Here is a 21310-nt window from a genome sequence, read left to right as displayed (position 1 = left end):
CGTCCCGTCAGTGGCCGCCGCGGCTGGCCTTGATGTCGCCGGCATAGCGCCATTCGAGAAAGGTCTTCAGGCACAGGGTGACGAGCGCCAGCCCGGCCAGAAGGGTCGCCACCGCGAAGGCGGCGGAAAAGGCGTATTCGTTGTAGAGGATCTCGACATGGAGCGGCATCGTGTTGGTCTCGCCCCGGATCTTGCCGGAGATGACCGCCACCGCGCCGAACTCGCCCATGGCGCGCGCGTTGCACAGGAGCACGCCGTAGAGGAGCGCCCATTTCACGTTGGGCAGGGTGACGAAGAAGAAGGTGCGCCAGCCGCTGGCGCCCAGCGAGATCGCCGCCTCCTCGTCGCCCGTGCCCTGTTCCTGCATCAGCGGGATCAGCTCTCGCGCCACGAACGGCAGAGTGACGAACACGGTGGCGAGAACGATGCCGGGCAGCGCGAAGACGATGGGCACGCCCGTCGCCTGGACCAGTGGGTAGAGATAGCCCTGCGAGCCGAAGAGAAGAATGAAGACGAGGCCCGCGATCACCGGCGACACCGAGAACGGCAGGTCGATCAGGGTGGTCAGCAGCGTCTTGCCCTTGAACTCGAACTTGGCCACCGCCCAGGCGGCGGCCAGCCCGAACACGAGGTTCACCGGCACGGCGATGGCCGCGACCGTCAGCGTCAGGCGGATGGCGGAAAGGGCATCGGGGTCCCCGATCGCCCGTGCATAGGCGGCCGCCCCGCCCCGCAGCGCTTCCACGAACACGGCCACCAGCGGCAGGAACAGGACCAGCGCCAGGAAGAGGAGCGCGATCGCGATCAGCGTCCACTTGACGGCGGGGCTTTCCTCCGTCGGCGAGCGTCGGCGGCGCTGCGTGTTGCCGGCCGTCACGGCGGGCCCCGCCCCAGTGTCTTCAAGCACCAAGGCCATATCGCCTCCGGCTCCAGGCTTGCACGATGTTGATCAGGAGAAGGATGGCGAAGGAGATCACCAGCATCAGCGAGGCGACCGCCGTGGCGCCGGCATAGTTGAACTCCTCCAGCCGGATCACGATCAGGAGCGGCGCGATCTCGGACACGTAGGGAATGTTGCCGGCGATGAAGATCACCGAGCCGTATTCGCCGATCGACCGGGCGAGCGCCAGGGCGAAGCCGGTCATCAGCGCGGGCAGGACCGTCGGCAGGACGACGCGGAACACGGTCTGGAAGCGGTGGGCGCCGAGTGTCGCGGCGGCCTGCTCCAGTTCCACGTCCACCTCCTCCAGAACCGGCTGCACGGTGCGCACCACGAAGGGCAGAGACACGAAAGTGAGCGCCACCACGACGCCGATCGGCGAATAGGCGATGCGCAGCCCCCCGGTGCCGAAGAGCGGCGCGAACAGGCCGCCCGGCGCGAAGAGCTGGCCGACCCATCCGTTGGGTGCGTAGAGCGCGGTCAGCGCAATGCCCGCGACGGCAGTGGGCAGCGCGAAGGGCAGATCGATCGCCGCATCCACCAGCTTCTTGCCGGGAAAGCGGTAGCGCACCAGCACCCAGGCGAGCAGCAGGCCGAACACCGCGTTGATCAGCGCCGCCACGAAGGACGCCCCGAACGACAGGCCGAGCGCCGACAGAACGCGCCGGTCGCCGGCCAGTGCCCAAAGCTCGGACGCGCCGAGCCCGGCGGCGCGAAGCGCGAGCGCCGCCAGCGGGAGAAGCACGAGGATGCTGAGATAGGCGAGCGTGAAGCCGAGCGACAGACCGAAGCCCGGCACGACGCTCGGGCGGCGAAAGGAGAAGGATGATCGGGCGGCGGTCGAGACCATACGGTTCCTGGACGTCAGGGCGGGTTCTGCGGGGCGAATCTACAGCATTGCCCTTCGAACCGATATCGGTTTCCCGGAAAGGCGCAGCGAGGGGCCCTGCCCCCACGCATCGGGATCGGCGGCGATGGGCGCCTTCGACGCTCGGCCTTTCTCGAAACGGACGGGCCGCCCCCTCGCGCCGGGCGGCGCGAGGGGGCGGCCCCGATCCGGCTCAGTTGGCGGGCTTGTAGATCTGGTCGAAGATGCCGCCATCGCCGAAGTGCTCGGGCTGCGCCTTGGCCCAACCGCCGAACTGGGCGTCGTCGATCTTCACGAGGTCGACGTTCGGGAAGCGCTCCAGAAGCGCCTTGTCGGCGACCTTCTCGGGCTCGGCCGGACGGTAGAAGTTCTTGGCCGCGATCTCCTGGCCTTCCGGCGAATAGAGATAGTCGAGATAGGCCTTGGCGACCTCGGTCGTGCCCTTGGCCTCGGTGTTGCCCGGCACCAGCGCCACCGGGGGCTCGGCGAGGATCGAGATGGAGGGAACGACGATCTCGAACTGGTCGGGACCGAGTTCTTCCAGCGCCAGGAACGCCTCGTTCTCCCAGGCGAGCAGCACGTCGCCGATGCCGCGCTGGACGAAGGTCGTGGTGGAGCCGCGCGCGCCCGTGTCGAGCACCGGCACGTGGCGATACACCTCGCCGACGTAGTTCTTCACCTTCTCAGGATCGCCGCCGTATTCCTTGTTGGCCCAGGCCCAGGCGGCCAGATAGTTCCAGCGCGCGCCGCCCGACGTCTTCGGGTTCGGCGTGATGACCTGGATCCCGTCCTTGACGAGATCGCCCCAGTCCTTGATTTGCTTCGGATTGTCCTTGCGCACCAGGAACACGATGGTGGACGTGTAGGGCGAGGAGTTGTGCGGCAGGAGCGTGCGCCAGTTCTCCGGGATCTTGCCTGTCGCCTTGACGATGGCGTTGATGTCGGCCTCGAGCGCCAGCGTGACGACGTCGGCATCCAGCCCGTCGATCACCGTGCGGGCCTGCGCGCCCGAGCCGCCGTGCGAGTTGCGGATGGTGATCGTGTCCTTGCCCTCGGCCTTCAGGTGAGCGTTGAAGGCGTCGTTGAACGCGCGGTAAAGCTCGCGCGTCGGGTCGTAGGAAACGTTGAGCAGCGTCTGTGCGGAGACGGGGCCCGCCAGCGCCATGAGCGCGGCCGCGGCAATGCCGATCTTGAGGGAAAAACGCATGTCGCGGGGGTCCTTTCCGGTGGCGGACTTCGAGGCTTCAACTGGAACGATGCTAAAGCCCGGCAACGGAGCGCGACAGAAATGATCTACTAAAACCGGTCACAAGGTAGACATAATGATGTCGCTGCAACCGGCGGTCGTCGCAACCGCCGGTTTGCCGCAACCGCTTGCGCGCGGCGTTCAGCCTTCCAGGACGTCCTTCGAGGCGACGGTGGAATCGGCGTTGAGCCGGTAGATGATCGGAACGCCGGTCGCGAGTTCCTGTGCGACGATCTCCTCGCCGGTCAAACCGTCGAGCGCCATGATCAGGGCGCGCAGCGAGTTGCCGTGGGCGGCCACGATCACCGTACCCCCCGCCAGGACCTTCGGCTGGATGCGATGGATATAGTAGGGCCAGACGCGCGCGCCCGTGTCCTTCAGGGATTCGCCGCCCGGCGGGGGCACGTCGTAGGAGCGGCGCCAGATGTGGACCTGATCCTCGCCCCACTTGGCGCGCGCGTCGTCCTTGTTGAGGCCCGACAGGTCGCCATAGTCGCGCTCGTTGAGCGCCTGGTCGCGGTGGGTCTCGATCGAGCCCTGCCCGAGTTCGCCCTCGATCAGCGCCAGCGTGCGCTGGGCGCGAGACAGGACGCTGGTGAAGGCGACGTCGAAATGGAGGCCGGCCGCCTTGAGGCGCTGCCCTGCGGCTTTCGCTTCCGCCACGCCCTGTTCCGTCAGGTCCGGGTCGCGCCAGCCGGTGAAGAGGTTCTTGAGATTCCAGTCGCTCTGGCCGTGACGCACGAGGACGAGGGTTCGGGACATGGGCTTGAAGCTCCCTTCGAGTGATCGGAAACGGGTTACGCGGACAGGCCGAGAACGTCGCGCATCGAATAAAGGCCAGGCTCTTGGCTCCGCGCCCAAAGGGCGGCGCGCACGGCGCCGCGTGCGAAGATCGCCCGGTCTTCGGCATGGTGGCCGAGCGTCACGCGCTCGCCCTCGCCGGCCAGGATCACCTCATGGTCGCCGATCACCGAGCCGCCGCGAAGCGTGGCGAAACCTATCGTGCCGGCCTCACGCGCGCCGGTGTGCCCGTCGCGCACGCGGACGCTCTGCGCGCCGAGGTCCACGCCGCGCCCATAGGCGGCGGCTTCGCCGAGAAGAAGCGCGGTGCCGGACGGCGCATCCACCTTGTGCCGGTGGTGCATTTCCAGGATTTCGATGTCGAACGCATCGGGCCCCAGCGCGCGCGCCGCCTGCTCGACCAGCGCGGCGAGGAGATTGACGCCGAGGCTCATGTTGCCGGACTTCACGATCCGGGCGCCGCCTCGCGCGGCTTCCCCAATCGCCGCATCGTCGTCCGCCGAGCAGCCCGTGGTGCCGATCACATGCACCAGCCCGCGCCGGGCCGCCTCGCGCGCCAGGGCGACGCTGGCGGCGGGCGCGGTGAAGTCGATCACGCCGTCGACATTGGAAAGAGCGGCATCGAGATCGTCGCTGACGGGAACGCCGAGATGCCCGGCACCCGCAAGCAGCCCCGCGTCGTCGCCGCAGGCGATCGAGCCGGGCCGCTCCAAAGCGGCCGCCACCTTGACGCCCTCCGTTTCCCCGATCACGCGGATCAGGGTGCGCCCCATCCGTCCCGCGACGCCGAGCACCGCCAGCCGCATCTCGCTCATGGGCTCTCTCCCCTTCAGTCCGCCAGTTCCGGCACGGAGCCGGCCTGCAGCGCATGGAACTTGGCATAAAGCCCGTCCGGCCGGCTCAAAAGTTCGCCGTGCCGCCCGCCTTCGACGATCCGGCCGCGATCCACGACCAGAATCTGGTCGGCCCCCACGATGGTCGATAGCCGGTGCGCGACGACAATGACGGTGCGCCCGCGCATCGCCTCTTCCAGCGCCCGCTGCACCAACCCTTCGGAGCGCGAATCCAGGGCCGAGGTCGCCTCGTCCAGAACCAGGATCGGCGCATCGCGCAGGAGCGCGCGCGCGATCGACAGGCGCTGGCGCTGGCCGCCCGACAACGTCGCTCCGCCCTCGCCGACCGGCGTCTCGTAGCCAAGCGGTTGGGTCAGAATGAACTCCTCCGCCTGCGCGCGGCGCGCCGCCGCTTCGACTTCGGCATCGCTCGCGTCCGGCCGGCCGAAGCGGATGTTATCGCGGATCGTGCCTTCGAAGAGGACCGGCTGCTGCGGCACATAGGCGATCTGGGTGCGCAGGGAGCGCTTGGTCACATCCCGGATGTCCTGCCCGTCGATCGCGACGCGCCCACCCGTCGGGTCGTAGAAGCGAAGAAGCAGCGCGATCACGGTGGACTTGCCCCCGCCCGACGCCCCCACCAGCGCTGTGGTGCGCCCGGCGGGCGCCGTGAAGTCCATGCCGCGCAGCACCGGCTCGCCGCCGGCGTAGCCGAACACGACGTTCTCGAAGCGAATCTCGCCGCTTTCGATGCGAAGCGGGCGCGCGTTCGCCGTATCCGCCTGCCGGGGCGCCTCGTCGAGGATCTCGTAGATCATCCTCGCGTTCACCAGCGCTTTTTCCAGCTGAACCTGCAGCCGCGCCAGACGCCGCGCCGGATCGTAGGCCAGAAGCAGCGCCGTGATGAAGGCGAACATCGCGCCCGGCGAATAGCCGTAGACGATGGAGCGATAGCCCGACCACGCGATCACCGCCGCCACCGCCAGACCCGCCACGGTTTCCGTCACCGGCCCCGAACGCTCGGTGATCGCCGCGATCCGGTTGGAGCGCTCCTCCGCCGCCTGGATCAGCACCTCCGTCCGGTCGCGCAGGAGCTTTTCCATGGTGAAGGCCTTCACCACCTGGATGCCTTGCGCCGTCTCCTGCATCGAGCCGAGCACCCGCGCGTTGAGGTCCACCGACTGGCGCGTCGCCTTGCGCAGCTTGCGCGACAGGCTCGAGATCATGATCGCGATCGGCGGCCCCGCCGTCAGCGCGATGAGGGACAGAACCCAGTCCTGCCAGAACATCGCCCCGATCAGGAAGATCAGCGTCAGAAGATCGCGCGCCAGCGAGGTGACCGTCAGGTTCAGCGTCTCGCGAACCCCCGTCACGTTCTGGTTGATGCGCGCGGCGAGTTGCGCCGAGCGGTTCTCGCCGAAGAAGTCTACCGACAGTTCGGTCAGATGCGCGAACAGGCGCCGCTGATAACGCGCCACCACATCGTTGCCGATGCGCGACAGGATCACCCCCTGCCCATAGGACGCGAAGCCGCGAACTAGAAACGACAGAAACACCGCGAACGGCAGCGTGAACAGAACCGCCCGGTTGCCCACCACGAAGATCTCGTCGATCACGTCGCGCATGATCCAGGCCAGAAACGCCGTCGACAGCGCCACCAGAACCAGGCACACCACCGCTACGGCATAGCCGCGCAGATGCTCGCGCCCGTTCTCCGCTACGATCCGCTTCAGAAGCCGCCACGCTTCCCCGCGCTCGGCCCCGTCCGACAAGGACAAGCTCTTCTTCGTTCCGCTCAACGCCGCCAACCTTCGTTCGCCGGCTCTATAGCGCGTCACGCCATGGCTGCCTACCGGGTGGCGTGGGTGGGGCGTGGGTGGCGGGGCTGCCGCCCCGGTCCCCGCTCGGGAAGGAATTCCCGAACCCTTCTTTCCTCTTGGGACTTTTCCAAGATCAGGGAGGGCCGCCGGCCCTCCCTGATCTTGGACACATCTCAACAGATGAGGGGTCCAGGGGAAATCATTTCCCTTGGCGGGGTTTGGGGCAGAGCCCCATGCCACCAACCGCCCGCCTACGCGACCCAGCGGCGGCCGGCGGTTTCGAGGCCATAGAAGCGGGGGGAGCGGGCGAAGGCGGTGAGGCCGGCGAGCGCGGCCAGCGGCTGGGTGATGACGAAGAGGGGGATGTCCTGGAGGAGGGCCTGGTGGGGGGCCTTGTCCTCGAAGGCAGCGCGCATTTCGGCGGCCTGGAGGATGGGGATGATACGCTGGAAGATGCCGCCGGCGATGTAGACGCCGCCGCGCGCCATGAAGATGAGGGCGAGATCGCCGGCGACGCGGCCGAGATAGGTGGCGAAGAGCTGGACGGCTTCGGCGGACTGAGGGTCTTTGCGGTTGACGGCGGCTTCGGTGACGGCGGCGGGGTCGGTGTGGACGGGGGTGGCGCCGTCCGCCGCGCACAGGGCGTGGTAGAGATTGACGAGGCCGCGGCCCGAGAGGACCTGCTCGCCCGACACGCGGCCGGCGACGGTTTCGAGATGGGGCCAGATGGCGAGGTCGCGCGCGGTGCGGGGGCCGAGGTCGATGTGGCCGCCTTCGCCGGCGACGGGGATCCACATCTTGCGGGCCCGCACGAGGCCGGCGACGCCGAGTCCCGTTCCGGGGCCGACGACGACGCGGCTCGCGCCTTCGCGCACGGTGCCGCCGCCGATGGCCTCGCGGCCCGAGTCCGGCAGGGCGGAGACGGCGAGCGCCTGGGCCTCGAAGTCGTTGAGGACGATGATCTCCTCAAGGCCGAGTTCGGCGATCAGGGTGCGCGGGCGCACCACCCAGGGACAGTTGGTGAGGTCGATCTCGTCGCCGTCCACCGGGCCGGCGATGGCCAGAACCGCGGATTTCGGCTGGATCGAGGTCTTGTCGAGAACGGCGGCCTGGATGGCGTCGTCGATATTGGGAAAGTCGGCAGTCTGGACGATCGGGAAGGTCTTCGGGTCGGCGAAGGCGTCGACCAGGATGGCGAAGCGGGCATTGGTGCCGCCGATGTCGCCGATCAGGATGGGAAACTTCAGCGTGTCGGCGCTATCGGACGTGGAGATCATGCGGCACCCGATCTAATCGTTTGAAGATGCTGCCTTAGCACCAAGCCGTGACGGGCAAAAGGCGGCATGCCGGTGGGGAATACCGTTTTGGAACGTTCCCGAGCCGAAGCAAGGGTTCGCCTCGCACCCCGACCGCCGGCTGCGGGACGATCTTCGCCTTGGTTCTCGCATCCGACTTCGACCCTCTCCTCGCAAGGGTCGACATCGGCGCGAGGACGATCAGCCTCCCGGCCGGAAGCGAGGCATCGGCAGGCGCCCTGCGTCCGGCACCGGCGCGGGGGGCGTGGGCGCGGAATAGGCGGCGGCCGACGGCGGAGGCTCGACGGCGCGCGCGGAGGCCTCCGGCTCGGATGCGGGCGCGGCGACCAGCGTTCGCGCCCCCCCGGCATCCGGCTGCTTCAGGACGGCGGCGCAAGCGCGCGGCAGGGCGGACAGGAAGATCGGTGGCGGCTTCTTGTAGGGCTTGGCGTTCGGCGGCGGGGGCTGGAGCGCGACGTTGAACCACCAGTCGAGCTTGTCGCAGCCGTCGCCCGAACCGGTGGATTCCTGCTCCTTGCAGTTGGTGGAGCCCGGCTGGCAGCTGATGCGCACGTGGAAATGGTAGTCGTGTCCGTACATCGGCCGGACCTTGTTGAGCCAGGAGCGATCGCGCCCCGCGGTCTTGCAGAGCTTTTCCTTGATGCCGGGATGGACGAAGATGCGCTCGACCTCCGGCTCCTCGGCCGCCGTGCGGATCAGCTTCAGCATTTCCGGGCGCCAGCGGCGCTCGTCGATCCGGTTGGTGCGCTTGTCGATCACGGACGGGAGCGGCATGCCGTCGCGCTCCGCATCGGAGAGACGGCGGTTCGGCATCTCGGTGAGGTAGATATCGGCGTCGAGGCCGATCTGGTGCGAGGCGTGGCCGTCCTTCATCGGGCCGCCGCGCGGCTGAGCCATGTCGCCGAACAGGAGGCCGCGCCAGTTCGCCTCGCGCGCGGCGTCGCGCGACAGCTTCTGGAGAAGCGCGATCATCGCGGGGTGCGCATAGGCACGGTCGCGCGAGGGCTTCATCACCTGCCAGGTCGGGCCGTCCTTGGGCATTTCCAGGCCGCCGGCGAGGCACCCTTTGGAATAGAAGCCGATGCTCTGCGGTGCAGCGGCCGACGGGTGGCGCTCGGCGGAGAAGAGATCCTTGGCGGCGGGCTCGGCGCGGGCCGCGCCCGTCAGCCCCACAAGCGCCGCCAACGCCCAAGCGCCCCACCGTCCCCGTTTCGATCCCGCCATGGCCCTGCCCTCCGTTCGGCTGCGATCAGCCCGACAGATCGGCCGAAACTAAGGCCGAGGGGTGGCCTGGAGCTTGCGCGAAGGTGGCGCGCGGCGGGAGGAGATATCCTCCGGCGAGGCCGGTCGGCTCCCTCGCCCTTTGCACCGCCGCTTAAGACATCGGATCAGGCAGCGCCCGGCTGCCAGCCGCGATCCGGCAGGCTTCGGGAGAGGTGCAGTCAGACCGGAACGGGCGCGCTCGCCTCGGCGGAGCGGTAGAAGGCGTCGATCACCCGCTGATTGAGGACCGATTCCTCGAGCGCGAATAGCCGCTCGCCCAAACCCGCAACGGCACGCGCGAAGGCTTCGGCCTGGAGGCGATACTGGTCGACCCCGCCGAAGCGCACGGTCTCGGTCGTCCCGTGCGATCGGTCGTGGAGGTGGACGGCGGCTTGGGCGTAGAGGCCGGCGTTGAAGGGTGCGTCCACCTCGATGAAGCCGTCCGTGCCGTGGAACACCATGGTCTGGCGGGCAGCCATCTGCGTCGCGACATAGAAGCTCAAGCGAAACGCGCCGAAGTCGGCTTCGCATTCGGCGAAGATATCGGTGCCGAAGCGCGCGTCGCGCTCGATGCGGGCTCTGGCCGAAGCCGGTTCGGCCCCGGTGACGAGACGCGTGGCGACCACCGGATAAACGCCGATGTCGGGCAGGGCGCCGCCGCCGAGATCGATCTGGTTGCGCATGTTGGCGGGGTCGTCGTTGAAGTAGGAGAAGGCGCCTTGCACGTGGCGCAAGCGCCCGATCCGGCCGACCGAGATCCAGTCGCGCACCGTCGCCCATTGCGGGTGGTAACGCACCATGAAGGCTTCCGCGACCTGGACACCCGCTCGGTCGCGCGCCTCGATCACGCGCGCGATGTCGGAGGCGCGAAGCGCCAGCGGCTTTTCCACCAGCACATGCTTGCCGGCATCCGCTGCCCGCACCGCCCATTCGACGTGGTGGGCGGTCGGCAGCGGCACATAGACCGCGTCGATCTCAGGGCTTTCCAGAAGCGCTTCGTAGGAGCCGAAGGAACGGGGCGCGCCGAAATGGCGGGCGAGTTCGCCCGCCCGCGCCGCGTCCCGGCTGGCGATGCCCTCCAGCACGCAGCCCTCCGCCTTGAGGATGGCGGGTATGACGTGGTCGCGGGCGATCTTGGCGCCCGACAGGATTCCCCAACGCAGCATCTTAAGCTTCCCTCCCCTCGTTTCTCGTCGCGATCAGGCGCGTAACTGCCCGCCCGTCGCCTTCTCCACCGCCGCGACGATTTTGGCCGAAACGGCTTCCAAGTCCTCGTCGGTTAGCGTCTTGTCCGTCGGCTTCAGCGTCACCTCGATGGCGATCGACTTCCTGTCCTCGCCCAGCGCCGCGCCCTCGAAGATGTCGAACAGGCGGACCTCGCCGACGAGCTTGCGGTCGGCGCCTTCGGCCGCGCGCAGGAGCTTGATCGCTTCCACCGAACGGTCCACCACGAAAGCGAAGTCGCGCCGTACCGGCTGGAACGCGGACAGGGCGAGCACCGGCTTGGTGCGCGTCGGTTTGCGCTTGGCCTCCGGTGCCTCGTCGAGGAACACCTCGAAGCCGGCCGCCGTGCCCGAGACGCCGAGCGCCTTCAAGGCCGCCGGGTGGAACTCGCCGAACTCGGCGAGCACGGTCTTGGGGCCGAGCTTGATGCGGCCGGAACGGCCGGGATGGTACCAGGCGCTGGCGGGCGTTTCGAACTGGATGCGCTCAACGGGAACGCCGATCGCTTCCAGAACCGCCAGCGCGTCCGCCTTGGCATCGAAGACACCGACCGGGGTGGCGTTGCCCGCCCAGTCGCGGCCCGAACCATGGGCACCCGCCGTGCCCCGGCGAACGCCACCGGCCACGCGCCGCTGCCCGTCCGGCTCGTCGGAGCGATAGATCGAAGCGACCTCGAAGAGCGAGAGATCATTGAGACCCCGCTGCGCGTTGCGCTGCGCCGCCTGAAGAAGGTTCGGCAGAAGCGAGGGGCGCATGTCCGAAAGATCGGCGGCGATCGGGTTTTCGAGCTGCAGCGCCTCAGCCCCGCCGCCGAAGGCGCGTGCCGCCTCGCTCGACAGGAAGGAATAGGTCACGGCTTCGGCGAGGCCGCGCGCGGCGAGCGTGCGCCGCGCCGCGCGATCGCGCAGCTGGCGCGGCGTCAGGACGCGCGCGTTGACGCCGGCGAGCGAGGGCAGCGGCTGCGGCTCGATGGCATCGACGCCGACGAGGCGCATCACCTCCTCGACGAGATCGGCCTTGCCCTCGATGTCGGGGCGCCAGGAGGGCGCGAGAACGGCGGCGTGGTCGCCCGCGTCATCGACGCGAAAGCCGAGCTTTCCGAGGATCTCGACTTGGCGGTCCTTGTCGACGGAAAGGCCCGTCAGGCGCTCGACCTCGGCGAAGGGGAAGCGGATAGGCGCTGGTGAAGCGTCCTTCGGCGGGACGATCGAGGCTTCGCTTGGCACCCCCCCGCAGAGGTCCAGCACCATGCGGGTGGCGAGATCGAGGCCGGCGCCCATGAAGGCCGGATCGACGCCGCGCTCGAAGCGGTAGCGCGCGTCGGTGATGATCCCGAGCGAGCGCCCGGTGCGGGCGATGTCGATCGGCTCCCAGAGCGCCGATTCGATCAGAACATCAGTCGTGCCCTCATCGCAGCCCGAATGCTCCCCGCCCATGATGCCGGCGATCGATTCCGGCCCGTTCTCGTCGGCGATGACGCAAGTCCTCGGGTTCAGCTTGTGGGTGCGCCCGTCGAGGCCGAGGATCTCCTCGCCGTCCCGCGCCTGCCGCACGGCGAGCGCACCGGAAACCTTGGCCGCGTCGAAGACGTGGAGCGGGCGTCCCCGGTCGAAGGTGATGTAGTTGGTGATGTCGACGAGCGCGTTGATCGGGCGAAGGCCGATCGCCTTCAGGCGCTTCTGCATCCAGTCCGGCGAGGGACCGTTCGTGACGCCCGACACGCGCCGCAGCGCGAAGCCGAGGCAGGTCGGGCTTTCCACCCGCAGTTCCACCGGGCAGGCGCCTTCGCCCGCGACCGGCTCCACCGCGCCGCTCTTCAGGGTGCCGAGACCGGACGCGGCGAGATCGCGCGCAATGCCGTGGATGCCCGTCGCGTCCGGTCGGTTCGGCGTCAGGCCGATCTCGATCACCGGGTCGCCGAGCCCCGCATAGTCGGCAAACGGGGTGCCGATGGGCGCGTCCGGGGCCAAATCGATGATGCCGTTGTGCTCGTCGGAGAGCTCCAGTTCGCGCTCGGAGCACATCATGCCGTGGCTCTCGACACCGCGGATCTTGCCGACGCCGAGCGTCACGTCCAGCCCCGGCACATAGGTGCCGGGCAGGCCGAGAACACCGACGAGGCCGGCGCGCGCGTTGGGCGCCCCGCACACGACCTGGAGCGGCCGCCCCTCGTTGACGCCAGGGCCCGCATCGACGCTGAGCACCTGAAGCTTATCGGCGTCCGGGTGGCGCGAGGCCGAGAGAACGCGCGCGATCGTGAAGGCGCGCATCGCCGCCTTGTCGTCGACCGCCTCGACTTCGAGCCCGAGCGAGGTCAGCCGCTCGGCGATCTCGGCCAGGGTCGCGGTGGTGTCGAGATGGTCCTTCAGCCAGGACAGGGTGAACTTCATGACGGGCCTAGAGGGTCTGGAGGGCGCTTGGAAACGGCGCCGGGATGGTCAGGGACGGTCGGTAACATTGTCGGCGGCGCGTTGCACCAGCCCGCTCGCGTGAACGAAGCGATACACCGACAGCGCCACCAGCGCGAACACGAGATGAAGGAGAACGAGGCTTCCGAGCGGCTCGACCCGGTCGAAGGCGAAGCGCGCGATCACGGTCGGCAGGAGAATGCCGACCGCGAGCGAGGCGAGCGCTGCCGGCGTGCCGGGAAGCCTGTGGTAGAGAACGGCAAACACGAGCACCGTGACGAGCGCCAGAATGTAATAGCCGGGCGCGGCGGCGATCGAGCCGAAAATCACGGACAGGAACAGCCAGCCGAACACGGCGGCGACCAAAAGGCCGATGATGGCGCCGGCCAGAACGGCGATCGCCTCCACCACGACGAAGCGAGCGGTTCCGGCGGCGTCTCGGGCCATGGGGTCGTCTCCTTCGCGGGGGCGTCGAGGTTCAAGGGGCCGGGCCGTGATGCCCGCCTTTTCCCGGCGGGTCAAATGGCGCGGGCGCGAAGATCTTCCATGAAGCCGCGCCGCACGAGGTCCATCGACGAGCCGACCCGCAGCGAGCCGGGATAGCGGAGCGAAAGATCGTCGTGAAAGGCGCCCGACCGCGCGATCTCGGCATAGAAGACGCCGCCGCCGAAATGTTGCCCCTCGCCGGCGAGCCGGGCGAACTCCTCCACGGAGGCAGCGGAGAACTTGTAGTGGAGGAGCACGGCGTTGACGGCCGAGAAGTTGCGCGCGATCGGCAGCGGCCCGTGGATCGAGGAGCCGTTTTCCTGCGTCGCCTCGTCCACGAAGATCACCGGAAACTTGGTGAGGCGGATGCGGTTGCCGAAGAGGCGCGTGCGCGGGCCGCCGCGCACCGCCATGCAGAACTTCTCGGGTGCGATCTCGTAATCCCCGCCGTCGATCAGCGGCGAAACCTCCAGCGGATGGGTGTGGAGCGCCGGGTCGAACACCGCATCGCGCAAGGGGCCGTCCGGATAAAGGTCGAGCATCGGGGCGAGGCATCGCCGCAGGTCCGCGCGCTCGAGATCGGCGATCAGATCGCGAAGGTTTCGCGTCTCGCAGTCCGGAAACAGGAGGAACTCGTCGGCATCGACATTGAGATACCAGCGCTCGCGCCCGTATCGCGAGAACAGGGCGTCGCGCCAGACACGGCCGTAGACGGCCTCGCCATAGGTGACGTTGGAGGTGAAGAGATCGACATCGGGCTCGCCCGCCAGGAGCGCGAAGGTTCCGTCGTCCGAACGATCGTCCACGAACACGAAGCGCGTCACGCCGAGACGGCGGTAATGGGCGAGAAAGGCCGGCAGGTAGGGCGCCGAGTTGCGCACGGTGCAGACGAGCGCGAGATCGTCCCGCTCGAGCGGACGGATGCTCTCTTGCGGGCGAAGCTCCACCCCTTCGGCGGGGACCGCCCGCTTTCGGTAGCGGCGCTCGCGAAGGGCGAGAACCAGGCGCCGCCAGGGGGACAGGCGGCGCATCGCCGCCCAGTCCGCCGGGTCGTTCACGGGATAGGCGAAGGTCCGACCCACGGCCGCGTTCGCCAAAGGGTCAGGCGCTAAGGCCGGCGAACAGCGTCGGCATGTCGAGCGGGCGGAAGCCGTAGTGCTCGATCCAGCGGATATCGGCGTCGAAGAAGGCGCGAAGATCCGGCATGCCGTATTTCAGCATGGCGATGCGGTCGATCCCCATGCCCCAGGCAAAGCCCTGGTATTCGTCGGGATCGAGCCCGACGCCGCGAAGCACGTTCGGGTGGACCATGCCGCAGCCCAGGATCTCCATCCAGTCCGTGCCTTCCCCGAAGCGCACCTCGGAGCCGGAGCGGTCGCACTGGATGTCGACCTCCATGGAGGGCTCGGTGAAGGGGAAGAAGCTCGGCCGGAAGCGCATGTTCAAGGACGGCACCTCGAAGAACGCCTTGCAGAACTCGGTCAGCACCCACTTCATGTTGGCGATGTTGGCGGACTTGTCGATGACGAGCCCTTCCACCTGATGGAACATCGGCGTGTGGGTGGCATCCGAATCCTGCCGGTAGGTCTTGCCGGGGATGACGATGCGGATCGGGGGCTTTTGCGCCTCCATCGTGCGGATCTGCACGGGCGAGGTGTGGGTGCGCAGAAGCTTGCGCTCGGCCCCGTCCGCGCTCTTCAGGAAGAACGTGTCGTGCATCTCGCGCGCCGGGTGGCCTTCGGGGAAGTTCAGCGCGGTGAAATTGTAGCGATCGGTCTCGATGTCCGGCCCTTCGGCGACGGAAAAGCCCATGTCGGCGAAGATCGCGGTGATCTCGTCCACCACCTGGGAGATCGGGTGGATGCGCCCGCGCCCGAGCGCGGAGGGGCGCACGGGCAGCGTCACGTCGAGGCGCTCGGCCTGGAGGCGCGCTTCCGTCGCGGCCGCCACGAGCGCGTCCCGGCGCGTCGTCAGCGCGCCCTGTACGCGGTCGCGCAGGCCGTTGACCTTCGGCCCGAACTCGCGCCGCTCCTCGGCGTCCATCTTGCCCAGACCCTTGAGCAGTTCGGAAATCTCGCCCTTCTTGCCGAGGGCGGCGAGGCGCACGGCCTCCAGCGCGGCTTCGTCGGCGGCGTTCTCGACGTCTTGCAGGGTGCGGGCTTCGATCGCGGACAGATCCGTCACGGCGGGTCCTCTTGGGGCAGGCGGCAGAAGGGGCCGGGGGCTCGAAGCCACCCGGCCGGCGCCTTCCTAGCGCAACGATCGCCAAACGGGAATGGATTTTCGGGAACGGCGACGTGGCCCCGGCGTCAGCGGTCGAAGCGCGTCACCGAATGCGTCGGGGGCTCGGGGGGCTTGGGCATATCGGGCGACACGAGATTGGCGAGGAGAAACGCCGTCGCGCCGACATAGCGCACCAGATCGCCACCGGCATGGACGCGCCGCGCCAGACGCGCCACGGGCAGCGTCCAGGCAATGCGCGACAGGTGCACCGCCAGGCGCTCCACGACGCCGGACGGCGCCTTTTCGCGATAGGCATGGAGCGCGCGCACCGGCGTCTGCCGATCGCCCGCGCGCCAGCAGATCTGGAAGAACAGGAGCCAGACGTCGCGCGCCTGCGCGTCCGCCACCGGCATGGTGGCCTCCGGCTCCTCCTCGAAGTCGAACCAGACGATCTCTTCGCCGGGCGCCGCCACGTCGCGCAGATGCGGGCGGCCGTGGCAGAGGCCCGCGCCGTGGATCGCACCGAGAGAGGCGGCGACGCGCACCAGAAGCTCGTCCTGACCGGCGGTATCCCTGGCCTGCGCCAAGCGCTTCACCAGCACTTCGACGCTGGGGCCCGCATCGCCGATCGTCAGCGAATGCGCATCGGCCTCGACGATCTCGGGAACCGCGATGCCGGCGCGGCGGAAGGCGGCGTATTTGCGAAGCTCGCGCGAGCGCATCTCGCCGGCCCCGGCGCGCGGCGAAGCGCTCCAGAAGCCGATCGGCAGCGTCCGCGCCAGCCACCCGTGAAGGCGCTGGGCCAGCCGCAGGCGCTCCGTGCCGAAGCGCTTGATCCAGACCACGCGCCCGTCCGCCAGGACCCGGCGCTCGATGCGCGGCGCGGGCGCATCGGAAGCGACCGATCCATCCTGACGCTGCGCTTCTGCCGATCCCATGGGTTTCGCGGTCCTTGTTCGCGTCGAAGACTATCCCTCCCAAGAAGGATAGAACCGTTCGCGATTCAACCTAGGGGCGATCGAGCGGACGCGTTTTCGCGAGTCCTGTCATAGGGATGTCACATTTGCGCGGCGTCCGGGCATGAAAAAGGCCCGGGAGCCGTTCGCCCCCAGGCCTTTTTCGAACTTCCAGCGATGTCGCTGCCGATCAGGCGGCGAGCTTCTCGCCGACGGCCTTGGCATGGGCCGTCTCGCTCTCGTCCTTGATGTAGGCGAGCGCGGTCTTGGCCTGTTCCACGAGGGCGGCGAAGGCCTCCGGCTCGTGGATCGCGATGTCGGACAGGACCTTGCGGTCCACCTCGATGCCGGCCTTGTTGAGGCCGTCGATGAAGCGGGCGTAGGTCAGGCCGTGCTCGCGCACGCCGGCGTTGATGCGCTGGATCCACAGGGCGCGGAAGTTGCGCTTCTTGACGCGGCGGTCGCGCGTGGCGAACTGCTTGGAGCGATCCACCGCGGCCTTGGCGGCGCGGATCGTGTTCTTGCGGCGACCGTAGAAACCCTTGGCGGCCTTCAGGGTCTTCTTGTGCTTGGCGTGGGACGTAACGCCCCGCTTGACGCGTGCCATGATCTTATCTCCTTGAAATCTTGTATAGCCTCAAGCCGCGCTTAGCGGTTGTAGGGCATGTAGATCTTGACGATCTTGGCATCCGCCTCGCTGAGGATCATCGTCCCGCGCGAGTCGCGAATGAAGTCGTTGGAGCGCTTGATCATGCCGTGGCGCTTGCCGGCGGGACCCGCCTTCACCTTGCCGGAGGCCGTCATGCGGAACCGCTTCTTGGCGGCCGACTTGGTCTTCATCTTGGGCATTTCGCTCTCCTGGATCGGAAAATCGTTTCGTCCCGCGGCCGGGCTCGCGAAAGCTCGGCGCTCCATCCGTGATAAGCGGATCGGGGGGACCACGACAGCATCAGAACCGACACGGCATGCCCTGCCGGCCGGTTCGCGTGAACGGGCGGCTTATACAGATCCCGGCCGCGGCGCGCAAGATGCCCCCGGGTGGCCGGGATCGCCGTGGAAACGGGGCGGCATGGCCCGTGCCTCGATCGAGCGCTCAGCCGGTGGCACGCTTGCGCTCTGCCGTCGCTCCACCCGCTTTCGCGCGGCCGGCGGCCCATAGCGCGAGGGCCGCGGCACTGACCGCCGCCCCGAGCCCGCAGACGCCGGTCCAGCCCGCCGCGGCGTAGACCGTTGTGGAGACGATCGCCCCGAGGGCGCTGCCGACCGAGTAGAACACCATGTAGCCGCCGACGAGACGGCTGCCGGCCTGCGGATGCCGCGCCAGGATGATGCTCTGGTTGGTGACGTGGACCGCCTGTACCGCCAGATCCAAGAGGATCACGCCGACGACGAGAAGCAGGACCGAATGCGAAACGAGGGCGATCGCCCCCCCATGAGGCGGTGAGAAGCATGAGCGCCCATCCCGTGGTCCGCTCGCCGAGGCCCCGGTCCGCCAGGCGGCCGGCCTGCGACGCCGCCAGGGCGCCCGCCATCCCGGCGAGGCCGAACAGGCCGATCCGGGTATGGGAGTAGGAGAAGGGCTCGGCCCTCAGCGGCAGCACCAGCGCCGTCCACAACGTGGCGAAGGCCGCGAAGATCAGGAGGGCCAGAAGACCGTGCCGCAGGAGAACGCGGTCGCTCAAGAAGAGAACCGGGATCGACCGGAGCACGCTCGCGTAATCCTCCTCCCCCGCGCGAGGGGTCCGCGTGGGCAGGAAGCGGAGGAGCAGCACAGCCATGGCGAACGCCAGGGCGGCGGAGGTGAGGTACACGGCGCGCCAGCCTCCCCAATCGGCGATCAGCCCGGCGACGAAGCGCGCGCCCAGAATGCCGGCCACCACGCCGCTCGTCACCCCGCCCACCACCTTGCCCCGCTCGCCGGGGCTCGCCAGCGTCGCGGCAAAGGCCTCGAGAACCTGCACCACCACGGCCAGCACACCCGTCGCCATCAAGGCCGCGAACAGGATCGCGCTCGTTTCCGCCGTTGCCGCGAGAGCGAGCGCGCCCGCCGACAGGAGGCTCATCCCGACGATCATTCGGCGTCGGTCGACGAGATCGCCGAGCGGAACCACGAAGATCAGCCCCAGCGCGTAGCCGACCTGCGTCAGCGTCACCACCAGACCGACGGCGGAAGCTTGGATGCCGAAGTCCTGCGCCATCACGTCCAGAAGCGGCTGGGCATAGTAGATATTGGCGACGCCGAGGCCTGCTGCGACGGCAAACAGCCAGACGGCGGGCCGCGGCAGACCGTCCTCGGCTCGTCCGTGGGGTCGGCGCATGGGGTTCTTCGACATGGGCGGTCCGATTCGCGTGGCACCTGGTTCCTTTTTGGAACCACTTGCTCGGACCGGGATCAAGTCCTAAATTAGAACCAGATATGGTGACGTGGAAAGGCAGGCGTGATGGTCAAACGGATCGGCTTCGGCGATGCGCCATGCCCGGTCGCACGTGCGCTCGACGTGATCGGCGACGGGTGGTCGCTGCTCATCGTGCGCGACGCGTTCGACGGCGTGCGGCGTTTCAGCGAGTTCCAGGCGAGCCTTGGCATCGCCAAGGGCATCCTCGCGTCCCGCCTGCGCGATCTCACGCGCAACGCCATCCTGGAAACAGCGCCGGCGTCCGACGGCAGCGCCTACCGGGAATACGTGCTGACGCAAAAGGGACGGAGCCTGTTCCTCGTCGTGGTGGCGCTTCGGCAATGGGGCGAGGACCATCTCTACCGCTCCGGCGAAGCCCGGTCCTCGCTCGTCGATGTGGAAACGAACGAGCCGGTGCCCCGGCTGGACCTTCGCACCCATGCTGGACTGTCGCTGGCCCCGGAAATGACGCGGGTGAAGAAGGTGGAAGAAACTCGATGACGAACACGCTCGACACCACGGGAACTGCGGAACTCGACCTCGTCCGGGACGCGGACGCGCGGGCCCGAACCTATCTGACGACGCTCGGCGCGCGCCCGGCCTTTCCCGCGAAGGCGGCGCGGGACGCCCTGGCGGCCTTCGCCGAACCCCTTTCCGAGCGGGGCCACGACGGTGCCGACACGCTGCGTCTTCTCGACCTTTACGGCTCCCCGGCCACCACAGCCTCGAACGGGCCGCGCTACTTCGGCTTCGTGATCGGTGCCGCGCTGCCGGCGGCAGCCGCCGCCGAACGGCTCATGCTGGCCTGGGACCAATGCGCGTCGTCCTACGACAACTCGCCCGTGGCAGCGACCGTGGAGCGAATCGCCGGGGAGTGGCTTCTCGACGTGCTCGACCTTCCCCGCGAAAGCGGCGTCGGGTTCGGCACCAGCGCGACGGCCTGCACGCTGACCTGCCTCTCGGCGGCGCGGCGGACCCTGCTCGCCCGCCACGGATGGGACTTCGACCGGGACGGGCTCCACGGGGCGCCCGAGATCCGGGTCGTCGTCTCCGACACCGTCCACATCACCGTGAAGAAGGCGCTCAGGCTTCTGGGCTTCGGCACGGGGCGCCTCGTGGTCGCGCCGACCGACGCGCAAGGCCGGATCGACCCCGCTCGCCTTCCCGCGCTGGACGAGCGCACCATCCTCTGCCTCCAGGCCGGCGAAGTGAACACCGGCGAGTTCGATCCGTTCGAGCCGCTGATCGCGGCCGCCGGGCGCGCCGGCGCATGGGTACATGTCGACGGGGCGTTCGGGCTCTGGGCGCGCGCGTCCTCGCAGCGGGCGCTGACCCGGGGTGTCGATCGCGCCGACAGTTGGACCACGGACGGTCACAAATGGCTGAACACGCCCTATGACGGCGCAGTCGCGATCTGCCGTGACGCCGAGGCCCTCGCCGGGGCGATGAACGCCGACGCGGCCTATTCCACCGCATCGCGGGATGCGCAGAAGAACCTGACGCTGGAGTTCTCGCGCCGCGCGCGCGGCATTCCGATCTGGGCCGCGCTTCGCACGCTGGGGCGACGAGGAGTCGCCGAACTCGTCGATCGCCACTGCGAGGAGGCCGCATGGCTGGCCGAGCGCCTGCGCGCGAGCGGCTTCGACGTTCTCAACCGCGTCGTCCTCAACCAGGTTCTCGTGCGATACGAGGACGACGAGGGAACCGCGCGCGTTCGCCAGGGCGTCCTCGACGGGGATGCCGGCTGGTTCGGGACGACGATCTGGCGGGGACGCCCCGCCTTCCGCATCAGCATCTCGTCCTGGCGGACCCGGCACGAAGACGTCGCGCGTCTCGCCGAAGCGCTGGCGCGGGCGGCAACCGGCTGAGCGCCGGCACCCTCCCTCGTCGCCCGGCTTGTTCCGGCGGAGAGCGACAAGGAAAGAGCGGACATGAAAAAGGCGGCCCGAAGCCGCCTTCTTCCAACCGGTATCGGCGGGCCGGTCAGCCCTTGGGTGCCAGCACCATCATCATCTGACGGCCTTCGAGCTTGGGCTCGGCCTCGACCTTGGAAATCTCGGCGGTTTCCTCGCGCACCCGGTTGAGCAGGCGCATGCCGAGTTCCTGGTGCGCCATCTCGCGGCCGCGGAAGCGCAGCGTGACCTTGACCTTGTCGCCCTCGTCGAAGAAGCGGCGGACCGCCTTCATCTTGGTGTCGTAGTCGTGGTCGTCGATGTTGGGACGCATCTTGATCTCTTTGACCTCGATGATCTTCTGGCGACGACGGGCCTCGGCGGCCTTCTTCTGGCCCTCGTACTTGAGCTTTCCGAGATCCAGGATCTTGCAGACGGGAGGGCTGGCGGTCGGCACGATCTCGACGAGGTCGAGCCCGGCTTCCTCGGCCAGGGCCAGCGCTTCGGCCGTGGGGATGGCCCCTCGGTTCTGTCCGTCCGCATCGATCAGTTGAACAGAGGGAACCCGGATCTCCCGGTTGGAGCGCGGCCCTTCCTTCTGGGCCGGCGGCGCGCGAAATGGTCTGCGAATGGTCGTT

Annotated in this window: 19 protein-coding genes and 1 pseudogene; 2 read left to right on the top strand and 18 right to left on the bottom strand. The window is 68.6% G+C overall.

Translation table 11 applies throughout. The features are described from left to right. Positions 1 to 7: 7 nt before the first annotated feature. The 17 genes and pseudogenes from cysW to H7A85_RS01405 all read right to left on the bottom strand — a co-directional run bounded on the left by cysW (position 8) and on the right by H7A85_RS01405 (position 18702). A complete protein-coding gene (gene cysW, locus H7A85_RS01485) occupies positions 8 to 916 on the bottom strand; it encodes a sulfate ABC transporter permease subunit CysW (protein ID WP_182084107.1) in 909 nt (302 codons plus the stop codon). Then, positions 900 to 1790, bottom strand: a complete 891-nt coding sequence (gene cysT, locus H7A85_RS01480; RefSeq protein WP_182084106.1) for a sulfate ABC transporter permease subunit CysT — start codon at positions 1788 to 1790, stop codon at positions 900 to 902. The genes cysW and cysT overlap by 17 nt, the downstream gene beginning before the upstream one ends. Before the next feature lie 211 nt (positions 1791 to 2001). Continuing rightward, a complete protein-coding gene (locus tag H7A85_RS01475; protein WP_182084105.1) occupies positions 2002 to 3015 on the bottom strand; it encodes a sulfate ABC transporter substrate-binding protein in 1014 nt (337 codons plus the stop codon). 180 nt (positions 3016 to 3195) lie between these two features. Further along, a complete protein-coding gene (locus tag H7A85_RS01470) occupies positions 3196 to 3816 on the bottom strand; it encodes a 2,3-bisphosphoglycerate-dependent phosphoglycerate mutase (RefSeq protein ID WP_182084104.1) in 621 nt (206 codons plus the stop codon). Positions 3817 to 3851: 35 nt separating this feature from the next. Further along, positions 3852 to 4670, bottom strand: a complete 819-nt coding sequence (gene dapB / locus H7A85_RS01465) for a 4-hydroxy-tetrahydrodipicolinate reductase (protein ID WP_182084103.1) — start codon at positions 4668 to 4670, stop codon at positions 3852 to 3854. A gap of 14 nt (positions 4671 to 4684) precedes the next feature. Further along, positions 4685 to 6466, bottom strand: coding sequence for an ABC transporter ATP-binding protein (locus tag H7A85_RS01460; RefSeq protein ID WP_182084474.1), 1782 nt, complete (start codon positions 6464 to 6466; stop codon positions 4685 to 4687). Positions 6467 to 6759: 293 nt separating this feature from the next. Next, positions 6760 to 7785, bottom strand: coding sequence for a glucokinase (locus tag H7A85_RS01455; RefSeq protein WP_182084102.1), 1026 nt, complete (start codon positions 7783 to 7785; stop codon positions 6760 to 6762). Between the two features lie 219 nt (positions 7786 to 8004). After that, entirely contained in the window at positions 8005 to 9048 is a 1044-nt protein-coding gene (gene mepA / locus H7A85_RS01450) for a penicillin-insensitive murein endopeptidase (protein ID WP_182084101.1), read from the bottom strand. 218 nt (positions 9049 to 9266) lie between these two features. Further along, on the bottom strand, positions 9267 to 10253 hold the full coding sequence (locus H7A85_RS01445) for a Gfo/Idh/MocA family oxidoreductase (protein WP_182084100.1): 987 nt from the start codon (positions 10251 to 10253) through the stop codon (positions 9267 to 9269). 33 nt (positions 10254 to 10286) lie between these two features. Further along, on the bottom strand, positions 10287 to 12701 hold the full coding sequence (gene pheT, locus H7A85_RS01440) for a phenylalanine--tRNA ligase subunit beta (protein WP_182084099.1): 2415 nt from the start codon (positions 12699 to 12701) through the stop codon (positions 10287 to 10289). A 48-nt stretch (positions 12702 to 12749) separates the two neighbouring features. Then, positions 12750 to 13166 (bottom strand): hypothetical protein, encoded by a 417-nt coding sequence (locus H7A85_RS01435; RefSeq protein WP_182084098.1) that lies wholly within the window; start codon positions 13164 to 13166, stop codon positions 12750 to 12752. 71 nt (positions 13167 to 13237) lie between these two features. After that, positions 13238 to 14287: a glycosyltransferase family 2 protein gene (locus tag H7A85_RS01430; protein WP_244630874.1), complete on the bottom strand. Its 1050-nt coding sequence runs from the start codon at positions 14285 to 14287 to the stop codon at positions 13238 to 13240. Positions 14288 to 14306: 19 nt separating this feature from the next. Further along, positions 14307 to 15389, bottom strand: a complete 1083-nt coding sequence (gene pheS / locus H7A85_RS01425) for a phenylalanine--tRNA ligase subunit alpha (protein ID WP_182084097.1) — start codon at positions 15387 to 15389, stop codon at positions 14307 to 14309. Positions 15390 to 15514: 125 nt separating this feature from the next. Continuing rightward, complete coding sequence (locus H7A85_RS01420; protein ID WP_182084096.1) at positions 15515 to 16366, bottom strand: serine/threonine protein phosphatase; 852 nt, start codon at positions 16364 to 16366, stop codon at positions 15515 to 15517. 208 nt (positions 16367 to 16574) lie between these two features. Then, positions 16575 to 16991 (bottom strand): 50S ribosomal protein L20, encoded by a 417-nt coding sequence (gene rplT, locus H7A85_RS01415; protein ID WP_182084095.1) that lies wholly within the window; start codon positions 16989 to 16991, stop codon positions 16575 to 16577. Between the two features lie 41 nt (positions 16992 to 17032). Beyond that, positions 17033 to 17233 (bottom strand): 50S ribosomal protein L35, encoded by a 201-nt coding sequence (gene rpmI, locus H7A85_RS01410; protein WP_182084094.1) that lies wholly within the window; start codon positions 17231 to 17233, stop codon positions 17033 to 17035. A 244-nt stretch (positions 17234 to 17477) separates the two neighbouring features. Continuing rightward, a pseudogene (locus tag H7A85_RS01405) lies at positions 17478 to 18702 on the bottom strand (MFS transporter). A 123-nt stretch (positions 18703 to 18825) separates the two neighbouring features. Here H7A85_RS01405 and H7A85_RS01400 point away from each other — a divergent pair. Both H7A85_RS01400 and H7A85_RS01395 read left to right on the top strand, forming a co-directional pair. Beyond that, entirely contained in the window at positions 18826 to 19281 is a 456-nt protein-coding gene (locus H7A85_RS01400) for a helix-turn-helix domain-containing protein (RefSeq protein ID WP_182084093.1), read from the top strand. Beyond that, positions 19278 to 20648, top strand: a complete 1371-nt coding sequence (locus tag H7A85_RS01395) for a pyridoxal-dependent decarboxylase (protein ID WP_182084092.1) — start codon at positions 19278 to 19280, stop codon at positions 20646 to 20648. Before H7A85_RS01400 ends, H7A85_RS01395 begins: the two co-directional genes overlap by 4 nt. A 115-nt stretch (positions 20649 to 20763) precedes the next feature. Here the strand turns inward: H7A85_RS01395 and infC are convergent, their stop codons facing one another. Next, positions 20764 to 21303, bottom strand: a complete 540-nt coding sequence (infC, locus tag H7A85_RS01390) for a translation initiation factor IF-3 (protein ID WP_244630903.1) — start codon at positions 21301 to 21303, stop codon at positions 20764 to 20766. Between the last annotated feature and the right edge of the window lie 7 nt (positions 21304 to 21310).

Origin of the sequence: Aureimonas sp. ME7, from assembly GCF_903970965.1 — a bacterium.
Classification (GTDB): domain Bacteria; phylum Pseudomonadota; class Alphaproteobacteria; order Rhizobiales; family Rhizobiaceae; genus Aureimonas.
Note: the sequence above shows the minus strand (reverse complement) of the source record. Positions and strands in the feature narration are given on the sequence as shown.